The organism is Treponema sp. TIM-1, from assembly GCF_046533115.1.
Lineage (GTDB): Bacteria > Spirochaetota > Spirochaetia > Treponematales > Breznakiellaceae > JAIRMO01.
Genome location: NZ_JAJQRC010000001.1, coordinates 299,244 through 323,162, shown reverse-complemented (window position 1 = coordinate 323,162; position 23,919 = coordinate 299,244). Strand labels below are relative to the sequence as shown.

Annotated in this window: 23 protein-coding genes and 2 tRNA genes; 15 read left to right on the top strand and 10 right to left on the bottom strand. The window is 50.5% G+C overall.

Going from position 1 to position 23,919, the window contains the following annotated elements; all coding sequences use genetic code 11:
- Positions 1-74 precede the first annotated feature (74 nt).
- The 6 genes from LQZ21_RS01490 to LQZ21_RS01465 all read right to left on the bottom strand — a co-directional run bounded on the left by LQZ21_RS01490 (position 75) and on the right by LQZ21_RS01465 (position 5,644).
- Positions 75-1,052: a DUF4011 domain-containing protein gene (locus LQZ21_RS01490; protein WP_411042363.1), complete on the bottom strand. Its 978-nt coding sequence runs from the start codon at positions 1,050-1,052 to the stop codon at positions 75-77.
- The gene (locus LQZ21_RS01485; protein WP_411042362.1) at positions 997-1,851 is read right to left on the bottom strand and encodes a PP2C family serine/threonine-protein phosphatase; all 855 of its coding nucleotides are present in this window, start codon (positions 1,849-1,851) and stop codon (positions 997-999) included. The genes LQZ21_RS01490 and LQZ21_RS01485 overlap by 56 nt, the downstream gene beginning before the upstream one ends.
- Before the next feature lie 25 nt (positions 1,852-1,876).
- A complete protein-coding gene (locus tag LQZ21_RS01480; protein WP_411042361.1) occupies positions 1,877-2,602 on the bottom strand; it encodes a vWA domain-containing protein in 726 nt (241 codons plus the stop codon).
- Positions 2,589-3,917: a protein kinase domain-containing protein gene (locus LQZ21_RS01475; RefSeq protein WP_411042360.1), complete on the bottom strand. Its 1,329-nt coding sequence runs from the start codon at positions 3,915-3,917 to the stop codon at positions 2,589-2,591. The genes LQZ21_RS01480 and LQZ21_RS01475 overlap by 14 nt, the downstream gene beginning before the upstream one ends.
- Positions 3,914-4,552: a TerY-C metal binding domain-containing protein gene (locus LQZ21_RS01470; RefSeq protein ID WP_411042359.1), complete on the bottom strand. Its 639-nt coding sequence runs from the start codon at positions 4,550-4,552 to the stop codon at positions 3,914-3,916. The genes LQZ21_RS01475 and LQZ21_RS01470 overlap by 4 nt, the downstream gene beginning before the upstream one ends.
- Positions 4,553-4,933: 381 nt before the next feature.
- Positions 4,934-5,644: an HAD family hydrolase gene (locus tag LQZ21_RS01465; RefSeq protein WP_411042358.1), complete on the bottom strand. Its 711-nt coding sequence runs from the start codon at positions 5,642-5,644 to the stop codon at positions 4,934-4,936.
- Between the two features lie 108 nt (positions 5,645-5,752).
- Between LQZ21_RS01465 and LQZ21_RS01460 the strand changes: the two genes are divergently transcribed.
- From LQZ21_RS01460 to LQZ21_RS01415, 10 genes are all read left to right on the top strand, one after another.
- Positions 5,753-6,922, top strand: coding sequence for a phosphotransferase enzyme family protein (locus LQZ21_RS01460; protein ID WP_411042357.1), 1,170 nt, complete (start codon positions 5,753-5,755; stop codon positions 6,920-6,922).
- Between the two features lie 153 nt (positions 6,923-7,075).
- Positions 7,076-8,605, top strand: coding sequence for a spiro-SPASM protein (locus LQZ21_RS01455; RefSeq protein ID WP_411042356.1), 1,530 nt, complete (start codon positions 7,076-7,078; stop codon positions 8,603-8,605).
- Positions 8,606-8,612: 7 nt separating this feature from the next.
- Complete coding sequence (locus LQZ21_RS01450) at positions 8,613-9,575, top strand: hypothetical protein (RefSeq protein ID WP_411042355.1); 963 nt, start codon at positions 8,613-8,615, stop codon at positions 9,573-9,575.
- The gene (locus tag LQZ21_RS01445) at positions 9,572-10,273 is read left to right on the top strand and encodes a cytidylyltransferase domain-containing protein (protein WP_411042354.1); all 702 of its coding nucleotides are present in this window, start codon (positions 9,572-9,574) and stop codon (positions 10,271-10,273) included. The genes LQZ21_RS01450 and LQZ21_RS01445 overlap by 4 nt, the downstream gene beginning before the upstream one ends.
- Complete coding sequence (locus tag LQZ21_RS01440; RefSeq protein ID WP_411042353.1) at positions 10,270-12,156, top strand: methyltransferase domain-containing protein; 1,887 nt, start codon at positions 10,270-10,272, stop codon at positions 12,154-12,156. Before LQZ21_RS01445 ends, LQZ21_RS01440 begins: the two co-directional genes overlap by 4 nt.
- A 16-nt stretch (positions 12,157-12,172) precedes the next feature.
- Positions 12,173-13,798 carry an ATP-grasp domain-containing protein gene (locus tag LQZ21_RS01435; RefSeq protein ID WP_411042352.1) on the top strand — a complete coding sequence of 542 codons (1,626 nt, stop codon included), beginning with the start codon at positions 12,173-12,175 and terminating at the stop codon, positions 13,796-13,798.
- A 38-nt stretch (positions 13,799-13,836) separates the two neighbouring features.
- Positions 13,837-14,880, top strand: coding sequence for an N-acetylmuramoyl-L-alanine amidase family protein (locus tag LQZ21_RS01430; RefSeq protein ID WP_411042351.1), 1,044 nt, complete (start codon positions 13,837-13,839; stop codon positions 14,878-14,880).
- Complete coding sequence (locus LQZ21_RS01425) at positions 14,877-15,365, top strand: GerMN domain-containing protein (protein WP_411042350.1); 489 nt, start codon at positions 14,877-14,879, stop codon at positions 15,363-15,365. The genes LQZ21_RS01430 and LQZ21_RS01425 overlap by 4 nt, the downstream gene beginning before the upstream one ends.
- A 119-nt stretch (positions 15,366-15,484) precedes the next feature.
- Positions 15,485-16,501: a flagellar filament outer layer protein FlaA gene (locus LQZ21_RS01420; RefSeq protein WP_411042349.1), complete on the top strand. Its 1,017-nt coding sequence runs from the start codon at positions 15,485-15,487 to the stop codon at positions 16,499-16,501.
- A 378-nt stretch (positions 16,502-16,879) separates the two neighbouring features.
- Positions 16,880-18,112, top strand: a complete 1,233-nt coding sequence (locus LQZ21_RS01415; protein WP_411042348.1) for a tetratricopeptide repeat protein — start codon at positions 16,880-16,882, stop codon at positions 18,110-18,112.
- Between the two features lie 48 nt (positions 18,113-18,160).
- Here LQZ21_RS01415 and LQZ21_RS01410 read toward each other — a convergent pair whose 3' ends face one another.
- The gene (locus LQZ21_RS01410; RefSeq protein ID WP_411042347.1) at positions 18,161-19,519 is read right to left on the bottom strand and encodes a CCA tRNA nucleotidyltransferase; all 1,359 of its coding nucleotides are present in this window, start codon (positions 19,517-19,519) and stop codon (positions 18,161-18,163) included.
- 47 nt (positions 19,520-19,566) lie between these two features.
- Between LQZ21_RS01410 and LQZ21_RS01405 the strand changes: the two genes are divergently transcribed.
- Entirely contained in the window at positions 19,567-20,205 is a 639-nt protein-coding gene (locus LQZ21_RS01405) for a thiamine diphosphokinase (protein ID WP_411042346.1), read from the top strand.
- A gap of 16 nt (positions 20,206-20,221) precedes the next feature.
- Here the strand turns inward: LQZ21_RS01405 and ybaK are convergent, their stop codons facing one another.
- From ybaK to LQZ21_RS01390, 3 genes are all read right to left on the bottom strand, one after another.
- Positions 20,222-20,707: a Cys-tRNA(Pro) deacylase gene (ybaK, locus tag LQZ21_RS01400; RefSeq protein ID WP_411042345.1), complete on the bottom strand. Its 486-nt coding sequence runs from the start codon at positions 20,705-20,707 to the stop codon at positions 20,222-20,224.
- A gap of 24 nt (positions 20,708-20,731) precedes the next feature.
- Positions 20,732-21,838: a DUF362 domain-containing protein gene (locus LQZ21_RS01395; RefSeq protein ID WP_411042344.1), complete on the bottom strand. Its 1,107-nt coding sequence runs from the start codon at positions 21,836-21,838 to the stop codon at positions 20,732-20,734.
- Between the two features lie 65 nt (positions 21,839-21,903).
- Positions 21,904-22,698 carry a hypothetical protein gene (locus LQZ21_RS01390; RefSeq protein WP_411042343.1) on the bottom strand — a complete coding sequence of 265 codons (795 nt, stop codon included), beginning with the start codon at positions 22,696-22,698 and terminating at the stop codon, positions 21,904-21,906.
- 154 nt (positions 22,699-22,852) lie between these two features.
- On the opposite strand from LQZ21_RS01390, the gene LQZ21_RS01385 reads away from it, so the two are divergent.
- The 4 genes from LQZ21_RS01385 to LQZ21_RS01370 all read left to right on the top strand — a co-directional run bounded on the left by LQZ21_RS01385 (position 22,853) and on the right by LQZ21_RS01370 (position 23,863).
- Positions 22,853-23,206, top strand: coding sequence for a hypothetical protein (locus LQZ21_RS01385; protein ID WP_411042342.1), 354 nt, complete (start codon positions 22,853-22,855; stop codon positions 23,204-23,206).
- Positions 23,203-23,571, top strand: a complete 369-nt coding sequence (gene aroH / locus LQZ21_RS01380) for a chorismate mutase (RefSeq protein ID WP_411042341.1) — start codon at positions 23,203-23,205, stop codon at positions 23,569-23,571. Before LQZ21_RS01385 ends, aroH begins: the two co-directional genes overlap by 4 nt.
- A gap of 104 nt (positions 23,572-23,675) precedes the next feature.
- Positions 23,676-23,749: transfer RNA gene (locus LQZ21_RS01375), tRNA-Thr, on the top strand.
- A gap of 32 nt (positions 23,750-23,781) precedes the next feature.
- A tRNA-Tyr gene (locus tag LQZ21_RS01370) sits at positions 23,782-23,863 on the top strand.
- Positions 23,864-23,919 lie beyond the last annotated feature (56 nt).

Here is a 23,919-nt window from a genome sequence, read left to right as displayed (position 1 = left end):
GTCAACACCGCGGAAAACCCCTCGGAAGGTGAAGTTTCATCATAATCATAAATCAAATTGTTGACCGGAGGGGCTTAACTTGTTGACATTGAATCAAAATCAGGAAAGACTATACCAAAATCATGTTCCATCTTGTAAGCAAGTGTAGGATTCATTACAACGTCATCTTCATCTATGGTAAGCATAAAAGGCGAGGTTATAGATTTTTGGGTCAAGGATGCCGGAACCAGTATCATCGGAGATGAGAAAATATCATTTGAATTGGTTTGCTCTGTCCAGTTTATAAAGCCAAAAGCCAGATGGAGTACATTTACACCTTGTTCTTCAATGATACTTTTTTTCTTTGATTTCAGGTTTCTCAAAGTTTTCTGCTGTTCCCTGGGAGGCTGGTTTGTTGTAATAACATTTACCAATAATTTCTTGGTATTGAGATTGACAGGGTTAGCATTTTCTTCGTCAAACTCGTCAATATAGGGAAATTCCAATGTCCTTCCTTTAACGACTACTTTATTCCATATTTCATCAAGGGTTGGAGTCTCAATTCTTAAACTTGACCGTTTTGTGTCCCGATAATTAAGAAGTCTGTTTCGTTTACCCAAGTCGAGAAGTTTCTTTTTCCACAAATCCATTTTTTGATCGATAATATTTACGCTTGTGTTTTTCGATGTTTTTCGTTTAATAAAACCGAGGTCGTAAAATACGGTAAACAATAATTCAGTAATTGAAACGCCTAAACTATAATTTCCCATAAAATATTTTAGTGCAGTCTGCCGGACAAATTGCATTTGTGTTTGATCATCAAACTCTTTTAATTTGAGTATCTCAAAATGCATATTATTTTCAAATAGCTGTAACAGCATCTTGATTTCCACGCGACTTTCATCACCGGTATAATCGCTGAGATATGCTTTTGTTAGCCTGGGATCATTGAGTATATCCTCGCCATAATCAATGAGGATGATTTTTAATGCGTCTGGAAGGGGCATACCCATATATTCAACATTCCTCCTGCCTAAAAATTCCTGTGATGGCCACATCATCACCACTGCCACGTTCTGACAATCTCGGTAGGAATTCCTGTAAATCCGCTTCGGCTTTAACGGGAATATGGGTAAATTTTTCAAGCAATTCCTCGTTAAACCGGAGATATTTTTCGGGTTCAAAAGAGTCTGCAACACCGTCTGTGGCTACGGTTATGCCTTTTATTGATTCAAAACCAAAATTTTCACGAAAATTCTTTATTGCGTCCGAATCGCACAAGGATGTTGTTCTGCCGAAAGCCAGGCGTTCATCTTCCGGTACTGGCAAACTGGCGATACCATCATTATCAAGCACAACAATAAGGCCATCGCCTATCTGAAGAACAAACCAGAAGCTGCCGGACATAAATGCAGCAAGCAATGTAGTTCCATATAAAAGAATAAGGTTTGAAGGATCGTCCATATCTATTTTATTGGAAATGCAAATTTCTTTTTCGGCATCCGTCAATGGATTTGTATTCAGGTGTTCAATCACCGAATTGCGCCATTGATAAATGATATTTCCTTCAAGCTGTTTCAGAAAGTCTGTTATTTCCTTGTTTTTTTGTTCAATACTTACCGCCTTCTTGTCAAAAAAAGCTGTTTTTTGCCGTAGGATTTTACCATAAAAATCATAAAGTGATTTCCTTGCAACGGAAACGGCAAGTTCAGAGCCTCTTTCACTACGAAAGTATTTTGCGCCGCCATGTCCATCAGCAACAAAAGCCATACCAATGTTAGAACCCAAAATAGCCTCGGCAGCATCCTGGCAAGGGATATTTTTTTCGATATGGCTTTTACCCTGGGCTTTTGCGCTGAATTTTATAAACATCTTTTTGTCCCAAATTTGCCGTATTCTACCAATCGTCGGCACTGGTTGAAATTTTGCTCAAGTCAGGTTCTGTTTGTTGTAAATCTTTTAACTGGTCAATCATCGCATCCTGCTTGGATTCTACCTGTCCGTTTTGCATGGGCTGGCTCTTGCTGCCAATTTGAGACGATGTTACCGAAACAAAGCGTATCATCTTCCGCAACGCCTCCGGGGTATGAACAGTTATCACCGCTTCGATATTTCCGGTAAATTCCCGAAGCACGTCAATGTTTGCGTCATCGCCAATAGCAACAGCGACTTTTATGGCATATTTATACCAGTTGTTTTGCTGCAAAGCCACAAGTCCGCTTTTGTAATCATCTGTCGGTTCACCATCAGACATAAGAAAAATTGCAGGAGCTACCGAAGCCGAGGGAGCGTTAAGAAATTTGTCTTTTGACAGTTTTGAGGCCAAATCCTTAAAGGCCGCACCCATATCCGTAACACCGTTTGCGGCAAGAGTATTCCATTGAAAATTTTCAACCGGAATGGGCGAAGGATGCATCCATTCACAACCGGAAGAAAATTTTAAGCAGGCTATTTTGAGGTCAACGTCTGAGCCGCCAATTCCCTGTAATTCAGGAAGCACTTCACGGATTGCCGTATTCACGGCGCCGATTTTAGTTCCTTCCATGCTGCCTGATGTGTCAACAATAAAAAACAAAACCATCTGACGTTTTACAATGCCTTCAACTTTGTCAAAAATACCCACTTTGTCCTCCTTTAACCTTTATGATTTTTCCGGCTGTTTCTTTGAATTGCAGTTCCAGATTGGCCACAATGGGAACAATCGAACCGTTTTCTATGTTTTTTCCTTCTCCATTCTCAGGGGTCATAAACCATGAATCACCTGAAAGGTTTTTTATTCCCCATAGGGAAGGATTGTTTTTATTCATTATTACTTCGCCTGTCACGGTGGTATAATCGTCATTACCGCCTCTGGTATGGCAGGCATAGAATTTTACGCCGGGGAACAGGGGAACGTTGTATTTCTCCAAGGCAAGGCGGAGCGGATAACTGTAGGAATGTCCGCAGCCGCACTTGATTGTTTCACCTGCCGGAAAATGGTTAAGGAACAGGTCATCTCCGCAAGACGGACATTCAAGTAGTTCATCCCGAAGGCGAACCAGTATTTTCTGCCATTCATTTTCCGGCAAACGGGCATTGGGGTTTTTCATGCCTTCCGCAAAGGACTTGACAAAGGCACTTTGTAAAAAATCAGGATACAGAGGCCACAGTTTTATGGGGTTGGGATGTACGCCTTTTACCGGGCGGTTCATCGCATTGTTTGGATCAAAAATAAAAATGGGGTTTTTACCATAAAGTTCAAATTCACATTGTTCCGTTATGCAGACGCTCTTTACATATTGTTCCCCCATAAGCGGGTCATGGCGGCAGAATAGTTTAAATAATATGACGGCTAACGAATGGCAATCGGTCAAAGAGTTGGGATGTGAAGTTCCACACACGATTTCCGGTGCCATATAACCGGGTTTCCCGCCAATGTTACCACTGTTCTTCTTGCCATCGGGGGTAACATTGTCATTGTCGCAAATGAGAATGTCGCCATTCTTTACATTGATGAAAAAATTTCCATCATTCAAATCCTGGTAACTTAATCCTTTACGGTGCAGGGAACGGAAACCATTTACAATATTTAGGGCCGAATTGATTACCATTTCAGTTGATGGAAATTCGACAGTTTTATTAAGGATGTCGGAAAATTCGGAATACTCTTTTGGACGAAGATTCATTACATAACCAAAGCTTCCGTTTTGTTCGTTGGTCATAAAAAGCGGCCAGAGAAATTTATTATCCGGCGGTCCTTCGGTAATATTCCGTTCCATGTTTTTTCGGAACGCGTCTTTGTCTTTGAATTTACAGGTATACCATTTGAGGGCATAGGGCTTTCCATCAATTCTTATGGAATAGACAATACCTTGCCCTCCCTGACCGAGTTTGTTTTCGATTTTGGCTGATGCCCCACCCAGAAGATTTACCTCTTCACCTTTTTTGAATTCAATCATAAGCCCTTTCCTTCAAATTCGATAGTGTCTACTGTATGATAATCGTCCCGCTGTCCGCACCAGGGACAGGTTAATTGTCCACTTTCACCAGACCAACAAAATAATTTACCACAAGAACACAATGCTATATTCATTGTCCCACAGTATGGGCAACCAGGATATTCAGAAGCAGCGATCATTGAACTGGTAATTTTTACTTTATCAAAACCTTCCCGTTTGGCTTTGCTTTCATTTATTTTGAAGGCCCAGGTACGAACCCAATCATGCTCCCTTTCTTCTATACGGATGCCAAACACGCCTTTTGAGGAAGGGCATTTGCAGAGAACGACATTAGCGTTGATTTTGGGTATTTTCTTCATCACTTGGGCCAATGGACGGTATAAACCCAATTGATGATATGAGGGATAAGGTAAATACCCAATAATACCAATGTTCCAAGAGCTATGTAACTCATAAAACACCTCATAATACGCCAATTTTGGCCTTTTTTCCTGTTTTTCGCAGGGTATGGACAGGTCTTTCACCCCCTTCCCACGTTGATTAGTGTATCGAAAATTATAGGTATCGACAAGACGGCGCAGTAAGACATCGAAAAAGCGACCGAAAAGAGGGGTTGAAATATTTTGAAAATGCAACCCAAATCTATAGACTTTCCGAGAGCTGAGAAGGCCGGAGGTCAAAATGGGGTTGCTCATGAACGAAAATCGGTAACACGAGAAATCAGAGGAGCATACCAAAAAGCGGGTAAGAAAGAAAAAGAGCCGACTCGGTAAAGGCGAAAGTTACATTTCCTAAATGTCCTACCTCCAAGGTTTCGGTTGCATTTTGAAATGTCTCATCACGCAGGGGGCTTTTATTGATAAATATCCCCGAGTTATTAGGGACAGCAAGGAATATTCTACCCACCCGGTGGGGAAACGTGAATCATACCGGCCGCTTTTTATGACTGTCTTTGCAGCCTTATGCCCGCTCAAGGAAACTCCCCCCCAATATAAAATGATTTTCTTTGTCCGTATTTACCTCAGCTCCTCCGGCTTTATAAAGGAAAGATCCCGTACAACCCTATCCGCCCCGGCGGCCCGGATCTCATTTTCCGGGAAGGTGGTAAGCAGGGCGAGGCAGCGCATCCCCGCAGCCTTTGCGGCGGCGATTCCTCCGACAGAGTCCTCCACTACCCAGCATTGGCGGGGATCGACCTTGATGCGCTGGGCCGCTTCCAGGAAAATATCCGGAAAGGGCTTGCGCCGCTCCACATCAAGGCCGTTGACTAAGGTGTCGAAAAAGTCGGCGGCCCCCTCTTCCCTGGTCCTTCCGTCTTTGATGGTACTATCCCCGGCTAGTCCTATTTCGGTCAGGTTTATCATCATCTTGGTATAATCCGTGCTGGTGGCCAGGGCGGTCTTGAATCCCAGGATGCGGCAGCGGCGGACAAAGGCCACCGAACCCGGCAGGGCCTTGAGTTTTCCCCTGACAATATCACCGTAAATAGCGTAGGTCCTCGCCTTATCCCGCTCAATGTCGAAGGCTTCTATGCCGTATTTTTCCGCTACTCCGCCGAGGAAGCGGTTTTCCCCCAGTCCCACAAAGGGAAGGAAGTCCCCGTGGGTAACCACCTGGTGGTGGATCTCCTGAAACATCAGCCGCGCTGCTTCGGCAATAAACCACTCCGAATCGGTAAGAACCCCGTCCATATCGAAAATTATTCCCTGATCGGTCTGTCTCTCCATGATTTCTCCATAAATTATATAATTTTTACTTATCCCGCTATGGATATAGAGTACTTATTCATTCTATAATAAAACAAGCTTAATTATGAAGAACCAATCGGGGGTGTAATGGCAGGAAGTCCTCGTTTATCCCTATTGTTAGACCTGGTACATCAATTTTCTATATATGGGGAATTTGAAACCGCCGCACCCTTTGGGTCCGGCCATATCAACGATACCTTTGTGTCCCAGTGGAACCAGGCGGGGACCAGGATACGATATCTGCATCAACGGATTAACGAAGGGGTATTTGTCCATCCCGACGAGGTAATGGAGAATATTGAGCGGGTCACCGGTCATATTGTGAAGAAGCTCGCCACCGCCGGTATTTCCGGGAGGAGCCGCCGGACCTTAACGGTGGTTCATTCCCGGGATGGCAAGTCCTGGGTCCGGGATGCCGAGGGCGGCTGGTGGCGGACCTATCTATTTATAGAAGGAACCCATACCCTGGAATTAGCCTCCTCCCCGGACCAAGCCCGGTTTTTGGGAAAGAGCATCGGCAATTTCCAGAAGCAGCTTGCGGACCTTGGCGGGGAGCGGCTCTACGAAACGATTCCGGACTTTCATAATATGGAAAGCCGGTACCGCCGTTTTTATGGGGCGGTTTCCGGGGACACCCTTGGCCGGGTAGGGCAGGTGCAGGAAGAAATCGCCTTTATGAAAGAAAACGAAGAACGGGGAGGCATCCTTATCCGGGCCCTCCGGGAAGGACGAATCCCTGAACGGATATGCCACAACGATACCAAGATGAACAATATTTTCATCGACGATGAACACTCCCAGGCCCTCTGTGTGGGAGACCTGGATACGGTTATGCCCGGAACCAGCCTTTTCGATGTCGGAGATCTGATCCGTACCGTTACTACCCGGGCGGAGGAAGATGAACGGGATCTCTCTAAAGTTAAATTTGACCTCTGTTTTTTTGAGGCCCTGCTGGAGGGGTATCTGTCGGAGGCTCTGGGATTTCTCCTGGAGGAGGAAAAGGCCCTCATCCCTGAATCGGGACGGAACATTACCCAGATTATGGGGCTTCGTTTCTTGACCGACTATCTTGAGGGGGATCATTACTATCATATTGCCCGGCAGGATCATAACCTGGATCGTTGCCGCAACCAGATTGCCCTTATCAAATCCATGGATGCCCAATGGCAGGCGATCCTGGATACAACCGCGGCGATCTGTGAACGGCTTCGGCCCGAGACCGGATCGCAGATCAAAACCGAACCGGCTTACCAGTAAACCGTGGGGGATTAAGTTCTTTAGAAAGGGACAAAACACCCCAGTTTCCCCCTGTTTTTGCCTTCACATTTTTTGTAAGCAGGTCCTGGATTTGAAACAGCCCTGGGTATCATGTCTAACCCCCTTTATAAAAAATGCCGATATTCTTATCGTATGAATGCCCTTGCCGTCTTATATGGAGGCAGCCTTTCGGAGGCGGCCTTGGAAAATGTTTTTTCCGGTAAAAATGCCCTGGAGTGCGCTCTGGAAAGGGCCGGATCTTTTCCGGGGGTGAATAAAATTGTCCTGCTGGCAGGGGAGGACTTGGAAACCGGAAAGGTTTCCGCGATCCCCGGCCAAAGGTATTTTGAGGGTATTACCCGGCCGGTATGGACCAAAAAGCTCCTCCTGGATACCCTGGCCGATATTTCCCAAGGTTTTGACCTTACCTATTATGCCTGGGCGGATTGTCCCCTGCTGGACCCCATTCTTGCCGGGACCATCCAGGAACGGCATACCCGTTATGGGGCGGAATACTCCTATGCCGACGGCTGGCCCTATGGCCTGGCTCCGGAACTCCTCTCCCCGGGTACGGCGGGGATCCTTTCAAAAATCCTGGGAGATTCCGATGAACCGGTGGAACGGGACGCAATCTTTTCCGTAATCCAGCGGGATATTAATTCTTTTGATATAGAAACCGAGATTTCCCCGGTGGATCTCCGGCAGTATAGGCTGAACCTCACGGCGGATTCAAAACGGAACCTGCTGATCCTAACCCGCCTGATTGGAGCGGGACTTTCCGGCGTCCAGGGGGTGGAGGGGATCCTCGCTGAAAAACCCGAACTCCTCAGGACGCTCCCGAATTTTTACCCCATCCAGGTTTCCGGTCCCTGCCCCCAGCAATGCGAGCTCTGTCCCTATCCCCGGCTCGGTCCCCAAGAAGGCTTCATGGATATCCGCCAGTTTGAGTCACTGCTGGATAAAATCATAGGCTTCTCCGGGGATGGGGTGATAGATCTCTCCCTGTGGGGTGAATTATCTCTCCATCCCCATAAGGAGGAGTTGATCCGCCTGGTCTTAGATCGGCCCAGCCTCTCCCTGGTGATTGAAACTTCCGGTATCGGCTGGAAACCGGAGGGGCTGGAAGCCCTGGCCGCGGAGTCTGCCCAGGCGAAAAAACGGAAGACCTCCCTGGCCCCGCTTTCCTGGATAGTCTCCCTGGACGCTCAGGACCCGGAACACTACCGGAAACTCCGGGGCCAGGGCTATACCGAAGCCATGGAATGTGCCAAAAAGCTCGTAACCCTCTTCCCGCGGGACGCCTATGTTCAAGCGGTCCGGGTTAAAGGGTTTGAGGATGACATAGAACAGTTTTACCGGACCTGGAAAAAAGCCGGGGCCCGTATCATTATCCAAAAATACGATAGTTTTTGCGGTTTTCTCCCGGATTTACAGGCATCAGACCTTTCCCCCATACAGCGCAGGCCCTGCTGGCACCTTATGCGGGACATGGCCATAACCCTGGACGGGACGGTTCCCCTGTGCCGGGAAGAACTTTCCTCCGGAAGGAGCCTGGGAAACGCATTAAGGGATCCCTTGGAGCTTATTTGGTCCCGGGGAGAAAAATTCTATATGGAACAGTGTATTCCGGAATATTCGGGATTGTGTGCGAGGTGTGATGAATACTATACCTACAATTTTTAATGATACCATGCCTTCCTATACCGCCGTAGGCGGTGTAGAACGGAGCGCTTCCACCGGACTTTCGGCGATACTTCTCAACCGGGACGGCCGATACCCCCGGCGAACCCTGTTTCAGGAACTTGAAAAAATAGGGTTCGATTATATCATTTCCATGGAAGGCCCCCAGGAGCGGTATGATATAGAAGAATTATCCGGCAGGTTTCCCTCGGTACGGTTTATCCTCCTTAAAAAAATGATAAGCCCCGGGGAACAGATAAACCTGGCGGTCTCCGAATTAACTAGCCCCCTCTTTTTTGTACTCTGGAATGATCTGCGTCTTCTCTATGGGGGAGGGGCGGAAAAAATCGCGAATCGTTTTTTGTATAATTCGGAGCAGGTATCCCCCGGGCAGCAAAAAAATACCGGCCATCGGCTTTGTACGGTCCCGGTTATTCAGAATTCCCAGTTTGAAACCCTCCCAACCTTGATTGTTCCGGCGTTTTTACAAAAAAACCTTAAAACCTTCCCGGTGGCCCCCCTCAAGGAAGGCCTGTCCACCCTCTATCCTTTTGACGGGGTAGGAATTTATGACCGGGATCGTTTTGTCATGCTTGGGGGATTTGACGGAACCTTAAAAAATCTTCATTGGCAGCTTATGGATTTTGGTTTTCGGGCCTATCTTTGGGGCGAGGAAATCCAATGTACCCAGCTGGTCCGCTTGTGTTATGACGGAGAAGTTCCGGCGGAGGATAGTACCGCCGAAGAAAGTTACCGGCGTTTTTATCTCAAAAATTTGGCGCCGGTATTCAGGGGGGATAGCGCCCATATCCCCTTACGGCGTTTTCCGGGATACCTCTTCAGAACCGGATTTGATCCCTTTTCCGCCTGGGAAGATTTTTCCGCGGCCCGGCGCTGGGTCAAGACCAACCGTTTCCGTTTTCGAACCGACGCCCGGGTGATAACCGACCGCTGGGTCCATCCCGAATCATGACCGCCCTGGTTCTTCAGGCGAGACTTGATTCCAGCCGCCTGTACCGCAAGGCCCTTTTGCCCCTGGACGGAAGACCCCTCATTTCGTTGGTAATGGAAGCCTTAAAAACCGTTCCCGGTGATCTGCATATCCTCGCCTGTCCTGAGGATAGTTTTCGGGAATTCCTCCCCCTGGCGGAGGCGGAGGGATTTGAATTGGTTTCCGGTCTCAAGGAAGATGTTTTAGGCCGTTACGCCCAGGTAATCCGTCGTTTTTCCCCGGACCGGATCATCCGGGCAACCGGGGATAATCCCTTTGTATTTGCCGATGCCGCCGCCGCCATAAACCAAGAGGGGACAGAGCTTGGCGCGGACTATGCCGGGTATAGCGGTCTTCCCTATGGGGCCGGGGTAGAATCGGTATCCGCCGAAGCCCTGCTTCGAGCGGAACGGGAAGCCGCTGCCCAGGCCGAACGGGAACACGTCTGCCCGTACCTCTACGGCCATCCTGAATGGTTCCTCCTCCACCGGCCCCTGGCTCCGTTGATCTGGCGGGAGCCCTCCCTGCGGCTTACGGTGGATACCCCGGAGGATTATCAACAAGCCCAGGCCCTCTCCCAAGCCTTGACAAAGGCTGCCCCGGGAAGGGCCCGGTACCGGGGGGAGACTATTATCGGTATATCGAAAAGACTCTTTCGGGAAACAGGGGGGCTTTCATGAAGGCCGGACCGGTTTTGGTGATTCCCGCCGTTGAAACCGGCAGGGGAGGGGGACATCTGATCCGGTCCCTCACCCTGGTGCGGGATCTCCGTTCCCTCGGCAGGGAAGCCTATCTTTATCTGCCGGTTATTTCCGGGGAAAGGGCTGACCCGGATTATCCCGGGGATATCGCAGGCTTTGTAGCATCCTTTGATCCCGCCTGGATGATCGATGCCCGCCAAAGGCCGGAAGAAAAAAAATGGGATCTGGTCATAGTGGATAGATTCAAAGTTTCCCCCGAGGAATTCCGGATCTGGTCGGCCTGGGGGCCCCTGCTGGGTATCGATGAGGGGGGGGACCGACGGGATTATTTTGATTTTCTCCTGGATCTGCTTCCCGGTCCTCCGGGGATCTCCCCGCCCAATATGACTTCCCCGGAACTCCTCCCGCTGCCGAAAAACCGGCGTCCTTCTTTTTTTACCTCCCCCCATGCAGTACCGGGACCGGTCTGGGAAGATTCCCCGGCCTCCCTCAAGGTTCTGATAAGTTTCGGTGCCGAAGACCCCGCAGGGCTTTCCCTTTCCGCCGCCCAAGCCCTGGTCAATCCCGGGGTAGAAATTACCCTCCTCTTGGGCGGCTTGCATAACAAGGCCGCTGCCCTGCAAGCCCCGGTGGAACATGGGGAGATCCGGGTTTTGAAAAAAATCGGAGAACTCCGGGAAAAACTCGCCGAATATGAACTTCTGATTACCCATTTGGGGCTTACCGCCTTTGAAGCCCTCCATGCCCGGGTACCGGTACTCCTGGTGGCTCCCGGTCCTTACCACGAAAAGCTGGGCCGCCGGGGGGGCTTTGTTTCCGCGGGGATCGGCAAAAAGGGGACGAGCCGGCTTGCCGGTTTTTTATATACGAAAAACCGGCTGGATCCCCAAAAGCTGCATGCCATCGCTTTGGCATCTGAAAAAATCGCCCGCCGTTATAATCTGGACGGAGATCAGCGGCAAAGTCTCGCCTCCCTTCTCCGGGACCTTAGTCCAATCCTCCCTCCTGTCTGTCCGGTCTGCGGCGGCAGGGATTGCCGGGATCACCGGGTCCTCGCCCGGTTTCCCCGGCGAACCTACCGTTCCTGTCCTCGCTGCGGTATGGTCTATATGCTCCGGTTATCACAACCTTCTATAAAATATGAAACCGATTATTTTTTCGGTGAGTATAAACAACAATACGGAAAGACGTATCTTGAGGATTTTTCCAATTTGGTAAGGATGGGAAAATCCCGGCTCCGGCGGATCCAATCCCTGCTCTCCCGACCGGGGGAAAGGTGGCTCCTGGATCTGGGCTGTGCCTACGGTCCCTTTCTTACCGCTGCCCGGGAGGGGGGATTTTCCCCGGTGGGCATGGACCCCGCGGAAGATGCCGTCCGGTATGTCCGGGATGAATTAGGTTTCTCTGCTTTTCAGGGCCTTTTCCCGGATTCACCCCCGGAATTCCAGGACCGGAGCTTTGAAGTGATCACCCTCTGGTATGTGATCGAACACTTTAAAGATCCCCAGCGGGCACTGCGCGAAATAAACCGTCTCCTTAAACCCGGCGGAGTCATGGCCTTGGCAACCCCCTCTTTTGGCGGAATTTCCCGTCTGAAGTCCCGAAAAAAATTTCTTGAAAAAAGTCCCTCCGATCACTGGACCCTTTGGCATCCCCGCCAATGCGAAAAAATTCTGGGTTCCTTTGGGTTTGACGTAAAAAAAATTCTGATCACCGGCCATCACCCTGAACGATTCCCCCTGGTGGGGCCTTTTTTGACCAAAAAGACCGGCTGGGCCTATGGTTTTTTTTATCGGATCAGCGTGATTTTTGGCCTGGGGGATACCTTTGAGGTATACGCGATAAAAGCAACGGAAGAATAAGAAGGAGAATAGTTCCATGACCTTTACCCACAATGAACGGATCTTGATCCTGGGTGCGGGAGTTATGCAAGGCCCCGCCCTGAGAACAGCCAGGGAAATGGGGCTTAAAACCGTGGCCGTAGACGGGGATCCCCAGGCGCCCTGCGTCTCCTGGGCGGATCGTTTTGAGTGTATTGATCTAAAAGATACGGAGAAGATCACCGCTTTCGGACGGATGCTCCAGGCTGAAGGAGGGCTTTCGGGGATAATGACTGCGGGAACGGACTTTTCCGCCTCCGTTGCCTATGCCGCGGAAAAATTGGGCCTGCCGGGGATCCCCTATGAAGCGGCCCTCAACGCCTCCGACAAGGAACGGATGCGTCAATGCTTTAAACAGGCGGGGCTGCCCTCCCCGGAATTTATGGTCCTCCGGGAGCATCCCCGGCCGGGTTTTACCCTTCCCTTTGGGTATCCCGTGGTGGTAAAACCGGTGGATAATATGGGGGGACGGGGCTGCCGCCGGGTGGATTTTCCCTCGGGCCTGGAACCGGCGGTGGAAGACGCCTTCGGATTTTCCCGATCCGGCAGGGTCATTGTGGAGGAATACATGGACGGGCCGGAATTTTCACTGGACGCCGTGGTATATCAGGGGGAAGTCACCCTCTGCGGCTTTGCGGACCGGCATATCTATTTTCCCCCCTATTTTATTGAAATGGGCCATACCATGCCCAGCGGTCTTGAGGATACATTGCAGGCGCAGGTACTAAAAGTTTTTATTGCGGGGATCCGGGCCCTGGGCATTACCCTGGGAGCGGCCAAGGGGGATCTCAAACTCAGTTCCCGGGGACCTATGATTGGCGAAATCGCCGCCCGTCTTTCCGGGGGGTATATGTCGGGCTGGACCTATCCCTATGCCTCCGGGGTGGAATCTACCCGGGGGGCAATCCTCGCCGCCCTGGGGAAAAAACCCGAAGCCCTGGTCCCATGCCGGAATTGGACCAGCGCGGAACGGGCCTTTATCTCTATCCCCGGCAGGATCCGGTCCATCCGGGGATTGGAGGAAGCGGGAGCCGCCGAACATATCAGGGACCTGTTCCTCAGGGTCAAAACCGGGGATCGGGTCCGTTTCCCCGAAAACAACGTGGGTAAATGCGGTAATGTCATCAGCGCCGCCCCTTCCCGGGAAGCCGCCGTTGCCGCGGCGGAAGGGGCGGCCGGTTTCATCGGGATCCGCCTGGAAGCGCCGGATGAGGAAACAGAAATCTTCCTCGCCGGAGGTCCTTTCCCCGGGGCAAAAAATCCGACGGCCCATATTCCCCCTGCCTTCCGGGTTTCCCCCCGTATCCTGGACCGTCTTTCCCTGCTGCCGGACCCGGTGGTTCCCCCCGGCGGGGGAGGGGATTTTTTCATCCTTCCCTTCCCGGAATTCACCGAATCGGGTATCCTGGATTTTATGGGCAGGTCCGTGGAAACATCCCTCGCCATGGTACGGAATTTAACCGGGGTTTCTCTCCCTGTGGGGGCGGAAAACCGCGAAGGCCGGATCCCCCTGGGCCGAAGCTTTTGGGCAGCCCTGATCCGCGGCGGCTACCAGGGCGGGGCATACCGGGTGGATCGTCTGGTTTACGAAATAAAGACCGGGAGGATCCTTGAGTCATCATGACCGGTCTAAAAAGAGGGTGTGGTATATTTTTACTCCTTATGATACTCCCCGGGGTATTTCTTGCCGCCCAAAGCGCGGACCGGAAGCCCCCTGAAAAAATTCTCGCCCTGGACGAAACTTTGAGCCGGCTTGGGGCGGAACTTTCCTGGGATCCCTTTTTTTATTCCGGGATTTTATCGATTTCCGGACATTACGCCGTTTTTGAGGCGGGGAATGCCGGGGAGGAGGGGTTTCTCCTGGTTGACGGCAGGGAACTCCTCCGGGTTCCCGTCCCGTACCTGGAAAGGGACGCCCTCTGGTTCCCTGAAGCCTTTGTGGTTTCCCTCAAGGATATGCTGGATACGGTCCTTCGGGAAGAAAGCAGCCGCTTCCGGATTGCCGCGATCATCCTGGACCCCGGTCATGGCGGTAAGGATACCGGGGCGGTGGGGAACCATATTATCGACGGAAAGCAGGTCCAGGCCGTTGAAAAGGATATTACCCTCAAGGTTGCCCGGGATATTCATTCCCGGTTGACGGCGGTTTTTCCTGATAAACGGATCCTCCTCACCAGGGATAACGATACCTATCCCACCCTGGAAAAACGGGTAACCATCGCCAATTCGGTTTCCCTCAAGGAGAACGAGGCCATTCTATTCATATCGATCCACGCCAATGCCTCGATGAATAAAAAAGCCCGGGGATATGAGGTATGGTATCTTACTCCGGAATACCGCCGAACCCTCATTGATGAAGAAAAATCCGGGGATCCCGCTGAAATTTTATCCATCCGCAACGCCATGCTGGAGGAGGAATTTACCACCGAAAGTATCATGATGGCCCAATTCATCATGGACCGTTTTAACGAGCAGGTGGGGTCCCTGTTACCGTCCCGGGGTATCAAGGCGGAAGAATGGTTTGTGGTCCGGAATGCCCGGATGCCTTCGGTACTGGTGGAATTGGGCTTTGTCACCAACGAAGAGGACGTCCGGCTTATGATCGACGATGGCCACTTGAAGAAGTTTTCAGGATCCATATATAGTGGTATTATAGATTTTGTGACCATGTTTGAACGATCCGGAGGATTTACCGCCATTCCATGAAGAGGGCAATCACGGGAATTTACCTAAAAACCTTCCGTTTTTTCGCGGAAAAACCTAAAAGGCGGCTGATATATCTTTTCATTTTAGCCTGCTTTGCCCTGGTTGAATTTGTTCAAAATGGGCTTGTCAGAAAGACCCTAATGTTTTATACTATTGAGAAGGGAAAGGTGGTGGTCGAAGAGCGGTTTTTTCCCCGATCCGGTTCCCGGGAACTTGATATACGGCGATATATAGAAGACGTCCTTCTGGGTCCGGCTACTCCGGATGTGGCTCCGCTTTTCCCCCGGGAAACCAAACTTGAGTCCCTTTTATACCGGGGAGATACCCTGTATGTCGGCCTGTCTGAAACCGCGGCGTTGCCGCCCTTGGAAGGGGGAAATGTTTTTACGAATCTTCAGACTTTATATTCAGAAATTCAACAAAATTTCCGATATATAAAAGATGTTAAATTTTTTATTAAAGGAAACGAAGTTTTCTTACGGTGATTTTGGAAGAATTTTATATATAAAGGGGGAAATACACGAAAAAGCGTTGACAAATTAAACATTTCTCGTATACTTTTATTATTAAGATTACGGAATTCTATGAATTAAAGGAGCTTTGAATGAAACGGATTTTCATTCTTGTCGCCATCGCGTTGTTTATCGTGGGATCTTTATTTGCCGAAGAAGCCATATTAATTGACTTCTCTAAACTCACGGCGGATATCGTTGCCAATCAGGATAATCAACCAACTCAAAACCGTGCGACCGCGATGGATTATGCCAATGTCGCCGGCGGCAGTTTCACTACCGAACAAAAATCGGTGATGAAAACCTCCCTTGCCATAACCAATTGGGATGTGGTACTTGCGTCCTCCTCCCGTACGGTGGGGAATCAGGTCAGTAGCTATACTCAGGAAGCCCCTTCCAAGCAGTGGGGTACGGTGATGGGCGTCCGGATCCATTTTCCCGTGGAAAATTGGAATTCCTGGGCCATTATAAAGCCACCCTTTGATATTCCGGCCTTTGAACCCCAAGCGGAAGTTGACGATGATGGTAATGTCCAGGCGGCGGAAGGAGACGGGATTACCGGTCCAAGCCGTTTTGAAGATGGTTATGGGGTCGTAAAAAATGTGGGGACCATTAAATCCGTAGCGGTTAATGCCTATGGTCTTAATTTCCCCCATTCCGTGTCCGCCATTCTTATTGATGCCCAGGGAAACAGCCAGACGGTGTTTATGGGTTACTTAAACTATGACGGCTGGGGAGAGCTCCGGTGGGATAATCCCGGCTATATTACCGAAGTTCGAAACCGGGAATTACGCTTGTATCCCCTCTATCCCCAATCGACTCCCTTTGTAAAATTCGGCGGTTTCCTTATCCAGCGGGACGGCGCTAAGGAAGGCGGGGATTTTATCGGTTACTTTAAGGATGTTAAGATCATCTACGATAAAGCGGTGCTTGATACCGAACGGGATATTGATGATGAAGCCCTATGGAACATCATCAAAGAACGGGAAACCGCCAAAAAGGTATGGGAAATGGAGCGTTTTGGGCATGAGCAGGTACTGCGGTATCTGGAATCTCAGAAACAAGCGACCGAGAGTACCTTTACTCCTACCCCAACAAACAACGAATAGGGTAGGGTTGTTTCAAACGGTCAAATTTTGAACCGGAGAGGCTTTCCCGAAACTTCAGGTTTTGGGAAAGCTTTTATAAAGTGGAAGAGCGATCTGACGTAATGACTGGTTTAGGTGCTTTTTCCCAGGTTAGTTTCAAATCCCACCGGATTTGAAACGGAGGTAACTGTCCAAAAAATCACTTTGATTTTTTGGACAGTTTTTTTTGTAATCAACACCCCCACCGCAAGCGGTCGGGGTATGTTGTTCTCATAAGGTATTTGACTCAGGGTACATACCCTTAGTTCCGCCCCAAGGCTCCCCCGCGTGAGCGGGTTCTTGGGTATGTACCCTTCGCAACGAATCAGGGCTTTTAATACTTCGGCTAGGAATAGGGCAATGAATAATACCGGATTACCTGATAGAAATAGCTTACAGGGGATTTATGAAAAACACCAAGAAATTCGGGCCATGGTTTCCAAGGATCTGGAGGATCTCATCGAAGAAGCGGTCTTCCGCCTGCCGTCCCGTCCTACCGTTAAGGGACGGATCAAAGATTTTTCCAGTTATTATAAAAAATATATAAAACTTCTCAAAGAAAATGCCCATTCTAAGGATCCGCCCCTGATTACCGATTTGATCGGAATCCGGATCGTATGTCCGTTTATCGATGATATCCCCATAGTAGAGGAAGTTATCAAAAAGAAGTTCGATGTGATTGAGGTGGATCGTAAGGGCGCCGACTATACCTTCAAAGAATTCGGATATGAATCCACCCATTTATTGATAACTGTTCCCGATACGATCCTGGAGGAACGGGGATTTTGCGGAGTAGAGGTGGTGGAGATCCAGATCCGTACCATTCTTCAAGAGGCCTGGGCGGAGGTGGAACATGAACTGGTATATAAGGCCGAATTTACCCCCTTTGACGAACCGATGAAGCGTAAATTGGCGGCGGTTAATGCCAGTCTCGCCCTGGCGGATATCACTTTTCAGGAGATCAGAAACTATCAACGGCAGCTCAACGAGGAATTGGAGAAACGGCGGGGTTCTTTTTTTAAAAAAATTGAGGAATCCATTGACAACCGTTTATTCAGCGAAGAACAGCAGGTGGAAGAAGAAAAAGAATACCGGATGGAATCTTTACCGGCCGAAAAGGCATCCATTGATGATCTGCTCCTCAATGCCCTCTATGCCCATAATAAAAATAAATTTGATGATGCGATACGGTTCTACAGCCGTATTCTGGAAATGAAACCCAATAATTTTATTGCCGCCCTTATCTATAAACACCGGGGGATGGCGAATTTTGCCCAATCCTATTATGAAGACGCCGTCGAAGATTTTTCCCGATCATTGGAACTGGACCCTAAATCTTATAAGGCCGCCTATTACCGGGGAGTGGTCAGATCGGTGGAACAGCAATATGCCGCGGCTATTGACGATTTTACCCTCGCCCTCAAGATAAACCCCTACCAAAATTTCTGCTTCTACCGCAGGGGACAAGCCTACTACCACCTGGGCGACTATCCCCAGGCATTGGCGGACTGCGAAGCCGCCCAGGTATTGGATCCTGATTCCGAGCAGATTAAAAAATTCAAGGCCTTACTCGTGGAAAAGTTGAAAATGTAGGTTTTCCGGCCTGAGTTTTTATAATGTTTTTCCCGTGAGGACCGGTCTTTAGGGCGTATACCGGCGGTTGATGTTTTTCGCTATCTCCAAAAGTCTTTCCCGGTTATTGAGTTCCGGGTCGTCTATTACCGTTTCCAGAAGTTCCCGAAGGATTATCCCCATATGGGGCCCCGGTTTTACCCCGATATCCTGTAAATCCTTGCCCGATACCGCCAGGTCCTTGAGGGTAAAGGCCCGGCCCTGGGCCAATACCCCATCGATGCGGTTGATGAAGGGAACCAGGAAGTCCCCGCCGGGTTCTATTCCGGCGGTGGCATAGGTATCGGCTCTTCTTACTTCCAGGAGATCCCGGATTTTATCTTCCCCCACCCGGATAATGAACCGTCGTACCGCCGCATCACTCCAGGATTCTTCATAAAAAAACATATGTTCCGCCACCAGGTGAACCACCTCTTCTATGAAGGCATGGGGGTAACGGAACCGTCTGAGGATATTCCGGGTCAGCAGGGCGGATTCCCGGTCATGGTGGTAGAAGGTCCATATTCCCGATTCATCCATTTTTCTGGTCGGAGGTTTACCGATATCGTGGAAGAGGCTTGCCAGCCGTACCTGGGCGGGGGCCTTTTTCCGGGCGGAATAATCACAGGCCAGGAGGGAATGGTCCAACACATCAAAGCGGTGAAATCCCTTCTGAAGGATACCCCGGCAGCATCCCAATTCGGGCAATAAAAGTTCCAGGAGCCCGGTTTTTTCCATAAGCAAAAAGGCAATGGAGGGTTCCCCGGAGGCGATGATTTTGTCCAGTTCATCCCGGATCCGTTCCGGGGCGACCCGGGCGGTGATCCCCAGGGCACCGGGAATGGCCGCCAGGGTGAGGGGTTCCACCTCAAAACCCAGTTGCGCGGCAAACCGAACTGCCCGGAGCGGCCTGAGTCCATCCTCACGAAACCGTTCTTCTCCCGATCCTACACAGCGGATAATCCGGTTTTTGATGTCCTCCCTCCCGCCAAAGGGATCCACCAACGGTCCCTGGGGTAGGGCAAAGGCCAGGGCGTTCATGGTAAAATCCCGGCGGGACAGATCCTCTTCTATGGCCGCGGCATACCGGACCTGATCCGGATGGCGCCCGTCGGTATAGGCGGACTCGGTACGGAAGGTGGTAATCTCCAGGGAACGTCCCTTATAGTGTACGGTAACGGTCCCGTGGCTTATTCCCGTAGGAATGACCCGCCGGAACATGGTCATAACTTCCTCGGGTAGGGCATCGGTGGCAAGATCCCAATCCTGGGCCCGGTGATGGCGGAACAGATCCCGAACCGCTCCGCCCACGAGATATACCTTTTTTCCCCGCCCCCTAAATACGGCGGCCACCTCTTTAAGGATGGGATGAATAAACGGATTGCCCATGGTTAAGCACTATACTATAATTAATTTCTCAGGGAAAGGGAGGATCGTTGCGGGGTATCGTCTTTATCGGAGGGTTGGGGCCCGGGGCAGGGCAGTGCCGCAGGTTAAGCCGGGGGGCGGATCTTATCATTGCCGCCGATTCAGGGCTTATCGCCGCGGAGGATGCGGGTATTCATCCCGACTGGATAGTGGGGGACATGGATTCTCTTACGGACCTGGGGCGTTTAAAAAAATATCCTGCGGGCCGGATCCTCCGGTATCCGGAAGACAAGGACTATACCGATACGGAACTGGCCCTGCGGCTCCTTTGGGACAAGGGCTGTGACGAAACCTGGCTTTTAGGCGGGGGAGGGGGGAGGATCGATCATCTTTTTGCCATCCGTTCCCTTTTTGAACGGGACCCAAGCCCCGTCCGTTGGATCACCGCGGAAGAGGACATCCGCGCCGTTGCCGGGACTTTATCCCAGGAACTTCCCCCGGGAAGCCTGGTGTCGGTTTTTCCCCTGGGCGCCGGTCCCTGGAAAGTGGAAAGCCGGGGCCTGCGGTGGCCCTTGGATGATCAACCCTGGGCTCCGGGTTTTTTCGGTATCAGTAATATCGCCCAGGAAGGGCTTTTTTCCATAAAAGTAACCGCAGGCCGGCTCCTGGTGGTCCTTCCCCAAAACAAGTTTTCCCGTATGGAATAGTCCCCGCCGCCGGTCCCTATCCCGTCAGATCCGCCGTAAGGGATCCGGTAAACCGGATAAGATCCCCGGGCTTGAGGATAATCTGCATACCCCGGGTCCCGGCGCTGACGCCGATGGTCTCAAAAAGTTCCGCGGTTTCGTCAATGAGGGTAGGGAATTTCTTCTTCATGCCGATGGGGGAACAGCCGCCCCGGATATAACCGGTTAGGGGTTCCAGGTCTTTTATGGGGATAAGGGCGGCGCTTTTTTCCCTCATAGCCCGGGCGGTTTTTTTCAGATCCAATTCTTCCCCGGCGGGGATACAACATACCCAATACACCCCGGAACTTCCCTGTAAAACCAGGGTCTTGAAAACCCGTTCCGGGGGCATTCCCAGTTTTTCCGCGGCATGAAGGGCCGATAGGTCGGACTCATCCACGGGGTACTCCCTTATCGTATACTGAATTCCCGCGGCATCCAGGAGGCGGAGGACATTGGTTCTCTTGGCACCGGATTTTGCCATGCTGCTACGCCCCCTCCGATCAGATCAACCAAGACCCCGCAAAAAGGACAATGCCGCCGCCCCCGAGGGAGGGCAGCCGGGACAGGAGGCGTTAAAACCCGCGGTACAGCGCCCTATTCCGATATTTCCCTTTTTCCCCCGGAAACCCTGGCCTATGGCAATTTTTTCCCGGATCCGCGCCAGTTCTTCCCGCCGCATCCGGGAAAGGGCGAAAATAAGGCCCGCGTAACAGGCGCTGCACGCCGCGTCCTCCTGAATAAAGGGGGTGAGCCCGCGGACCTTGCCGCCGGGACGGGGAAGGCCGGTGGCGGCCGCAAGGGACCGGGACGCGTCAGGGGAGGAGAGTTCCCGGATCAGGACCTTTTTCAGATCGCCGGATCCAACCCCGAGTTTTTCCGCCAGTCCTATATAGGGGATATCTTCCACCCGGTAGCCCATCTGTTCCGCCGCCCAGGCATCGCAGAGTACCGGGTCCCGGGCGGCGAAGATCCGTCCCGCGGGTACGGGGTTCCCCCCTTCCTCAAAATCAAGATCCCCGCAGATCCCATCCACCAGGATAAAGTCGTTCCGGGCCACGGTATTGAGATGGGCGATAGGCTTGTGGAGCCCCAGGCTGTGGAAGCGCCGTTTTTCCCGGTCCGGCATGATTCCCTTGTTGTTTTTGAGGGCACAGGTCAGCAGGGTTTGGCAGTGGCCCTTCATCACCGGAAGGTTGATCATAAAATCCACCGCCCGGGCGCTATCACAAATTTCAATTTTCATACCCCGGCAGTCATACGCATTGAAGGGATCTTTTTGGGTGTCGATAAGTTCCACCCCGGTTTCTTGAGCGAGCTTTCGGTAACCGCAGAGGCCGAAGGCATCGGCAGTCCTATCCCCCACCCAGGAGCCTTCCAGGATCACGAGGTTTTGAAAGCCCTTTTCTTTTAAATAGGCGATAAGCCCCGCGGCAATCTCCGGATGGGTGGTGGCCCCTTCATCCGCCGGGCGGGAAACCACCAGGTTCGGTTTGAGTCCCACCCGCTTTTTTTTATCGCCGATAAGTTCCGCCAAACCTGCCGCCTCCGCGATATGGCAGGTCATAACATACGGGTCATCCCCGTAGGAAACCAGAATTTCATGTTTCTCCATCAGTATCTCCCCGGCGATTTTCTCCTCCACAGGGGGGGATACTGGTGATTTTGCGGGATACCACCTTAGTCGTTTTCAATGGCGAGGTACTGCAGTAATACCGGATATTTGGTGAGTAATTCACCGTACCTGGTCAGTTCGTCGAACCGCAGGAGGGAATCAAGGTGCTTATCCGCCAGGACGTTTATTTCCGGCTGTAGAAGATAACGCTGCCGTTCCAGGTAATCCTTTGACAAGGCCTGGATAGAACGATAGAGGGTTATATCCGGCAAATGGACCGCATAAATGGAGCAGGACAGATTATCCAAATCCGGAAAAGCCTCGGCTATATCTTTTTTCAGGCGGTCCGTGGATTCAAATCCCAAAAGTTCCTCAACCTTTTCTTCCTCTTTCGCATAGGAACTGAGCCGTTGTATAACAAAATTCTTCAATTCTTCCGCAACGCTATTTTCATAGGCCCGTAAATCGTCTTCGTCCGTAATATTTTTAGCGGCTATGAGGGAGGGAAGGGCATCGGGCTTAAGGGTACAGGAAAGGGAACCGCTCAATTGGTAGGAAAAATCCGCCGTAAGGCCCGATAGGGACGTATAGGTTGAGGCCGATGGCAGCGTCCCTTCAAACTGAATGGAAACATTGATCTGTTTAAGGGAATAATTACTGATAACTACATTGGTCGGTATTAATTTATACCAGACCCAGCGGAATTTACCCTCTTGAATCAATTCCGAATCTACCCCATGGGTTTTGGAACGCATTACCCCATAAGTACCCGGCGGGACTGTTAATTGGGCCCAGCCCAAAAAGAACGCTCCTGCCCCCAGGATAATAATAAAAAACAGCACTATCAATAATTTTTTCATGGTCTTTTCCTGGAACCTTTCGGTATAATATATAATATGATACGCTAAAATGATATTAAAAACAACAACCCAGGAATATTTTCTGGAGTAATCGGAGCCTTTCCCCAATATCCGGTTGGTTTTGGGAAAGGCTTTGGAAAAAAGGAGTTTGGGGATGGGTATTTCCCGACCCAAAAAGAAACCTATCCTCGCGATTTTGGTCAAACGGACGGTTTTCTTTTTTTTTACCATGTGTATTTTTACGGTATTTTTATACGGGATAGGGACAATTCAGGGGTTTATGGATACTACCCAGTATATAATGCTCCGTTTGGCCATAATAATGGGTTTTTCTCTCGCGGTAGGTTCGATTTACGGCATCCTCTTAGACCTCTGGTTTATTTTTCGCCGGAGAAATTACCGGTTTTTCTGGGGGATAGGGGGGTATATTGGCATGGGAGCCTTTGGCGCGGTCATAGCCGCATTGGCGACCTTTATTGTGGTAATTTCCGGGGGTAACGGTATATGACGGGAGAAAGGCGGCTTTTTGCCCTTCGGGGGGCGACCCAATGTAAAAATGAGGAAGATGATATCATCCGGCAGGTTTCGGCTCTTTATGATGAGTTATTGTCAAAAAATAACCTGGGGGAAGCGGATATTGTATCGGTTATCTTTTCCGTCACCGGGGATATCGACGCGAAAAACCCCGCTGCCGCCCTCCGTTTTTCCGGCCGGGCCGCGGACTTAGCCCTTTTTGCCCTCCAGGAGGCAGTTGTCCGGGGGGGATTGGAACGGACTATCCGGGTCCTTATCCATGGTTATTTGTCCCCGGCCGCCCGGCCTTGCCACGTATACCGAAACGGCGCCGAAATCCTTAGACCGGACCGGGCATGACAAAAAAACACCTTTTTCCCTTGACATTAGGTATTTTTTAGTGTATTTATAAAAGCATTATATGGGTATATATCCATGGATATCTCCCATATATAAGAACTTACGCCATCTTAGCTCAGCCGGCTAGAGCGCGTGACTTGTAATCTCGAGGTCCCCGGTTCAACTCCGGGAGATGGCTAGTTTAAGTGGACGGCGTATTGTTTATAATTGGGGGAGTTTCCAGAGTGGTCAAATGGGGCAGACTGTAAATCTGTTGGCTCAGCCTTCGAAGGTTCGAATCCTCCACTCCCCAATGCAGGCTAATTCCTTGAGGTATAAGGAGTTAGATGGACATAGATAATGTTACCC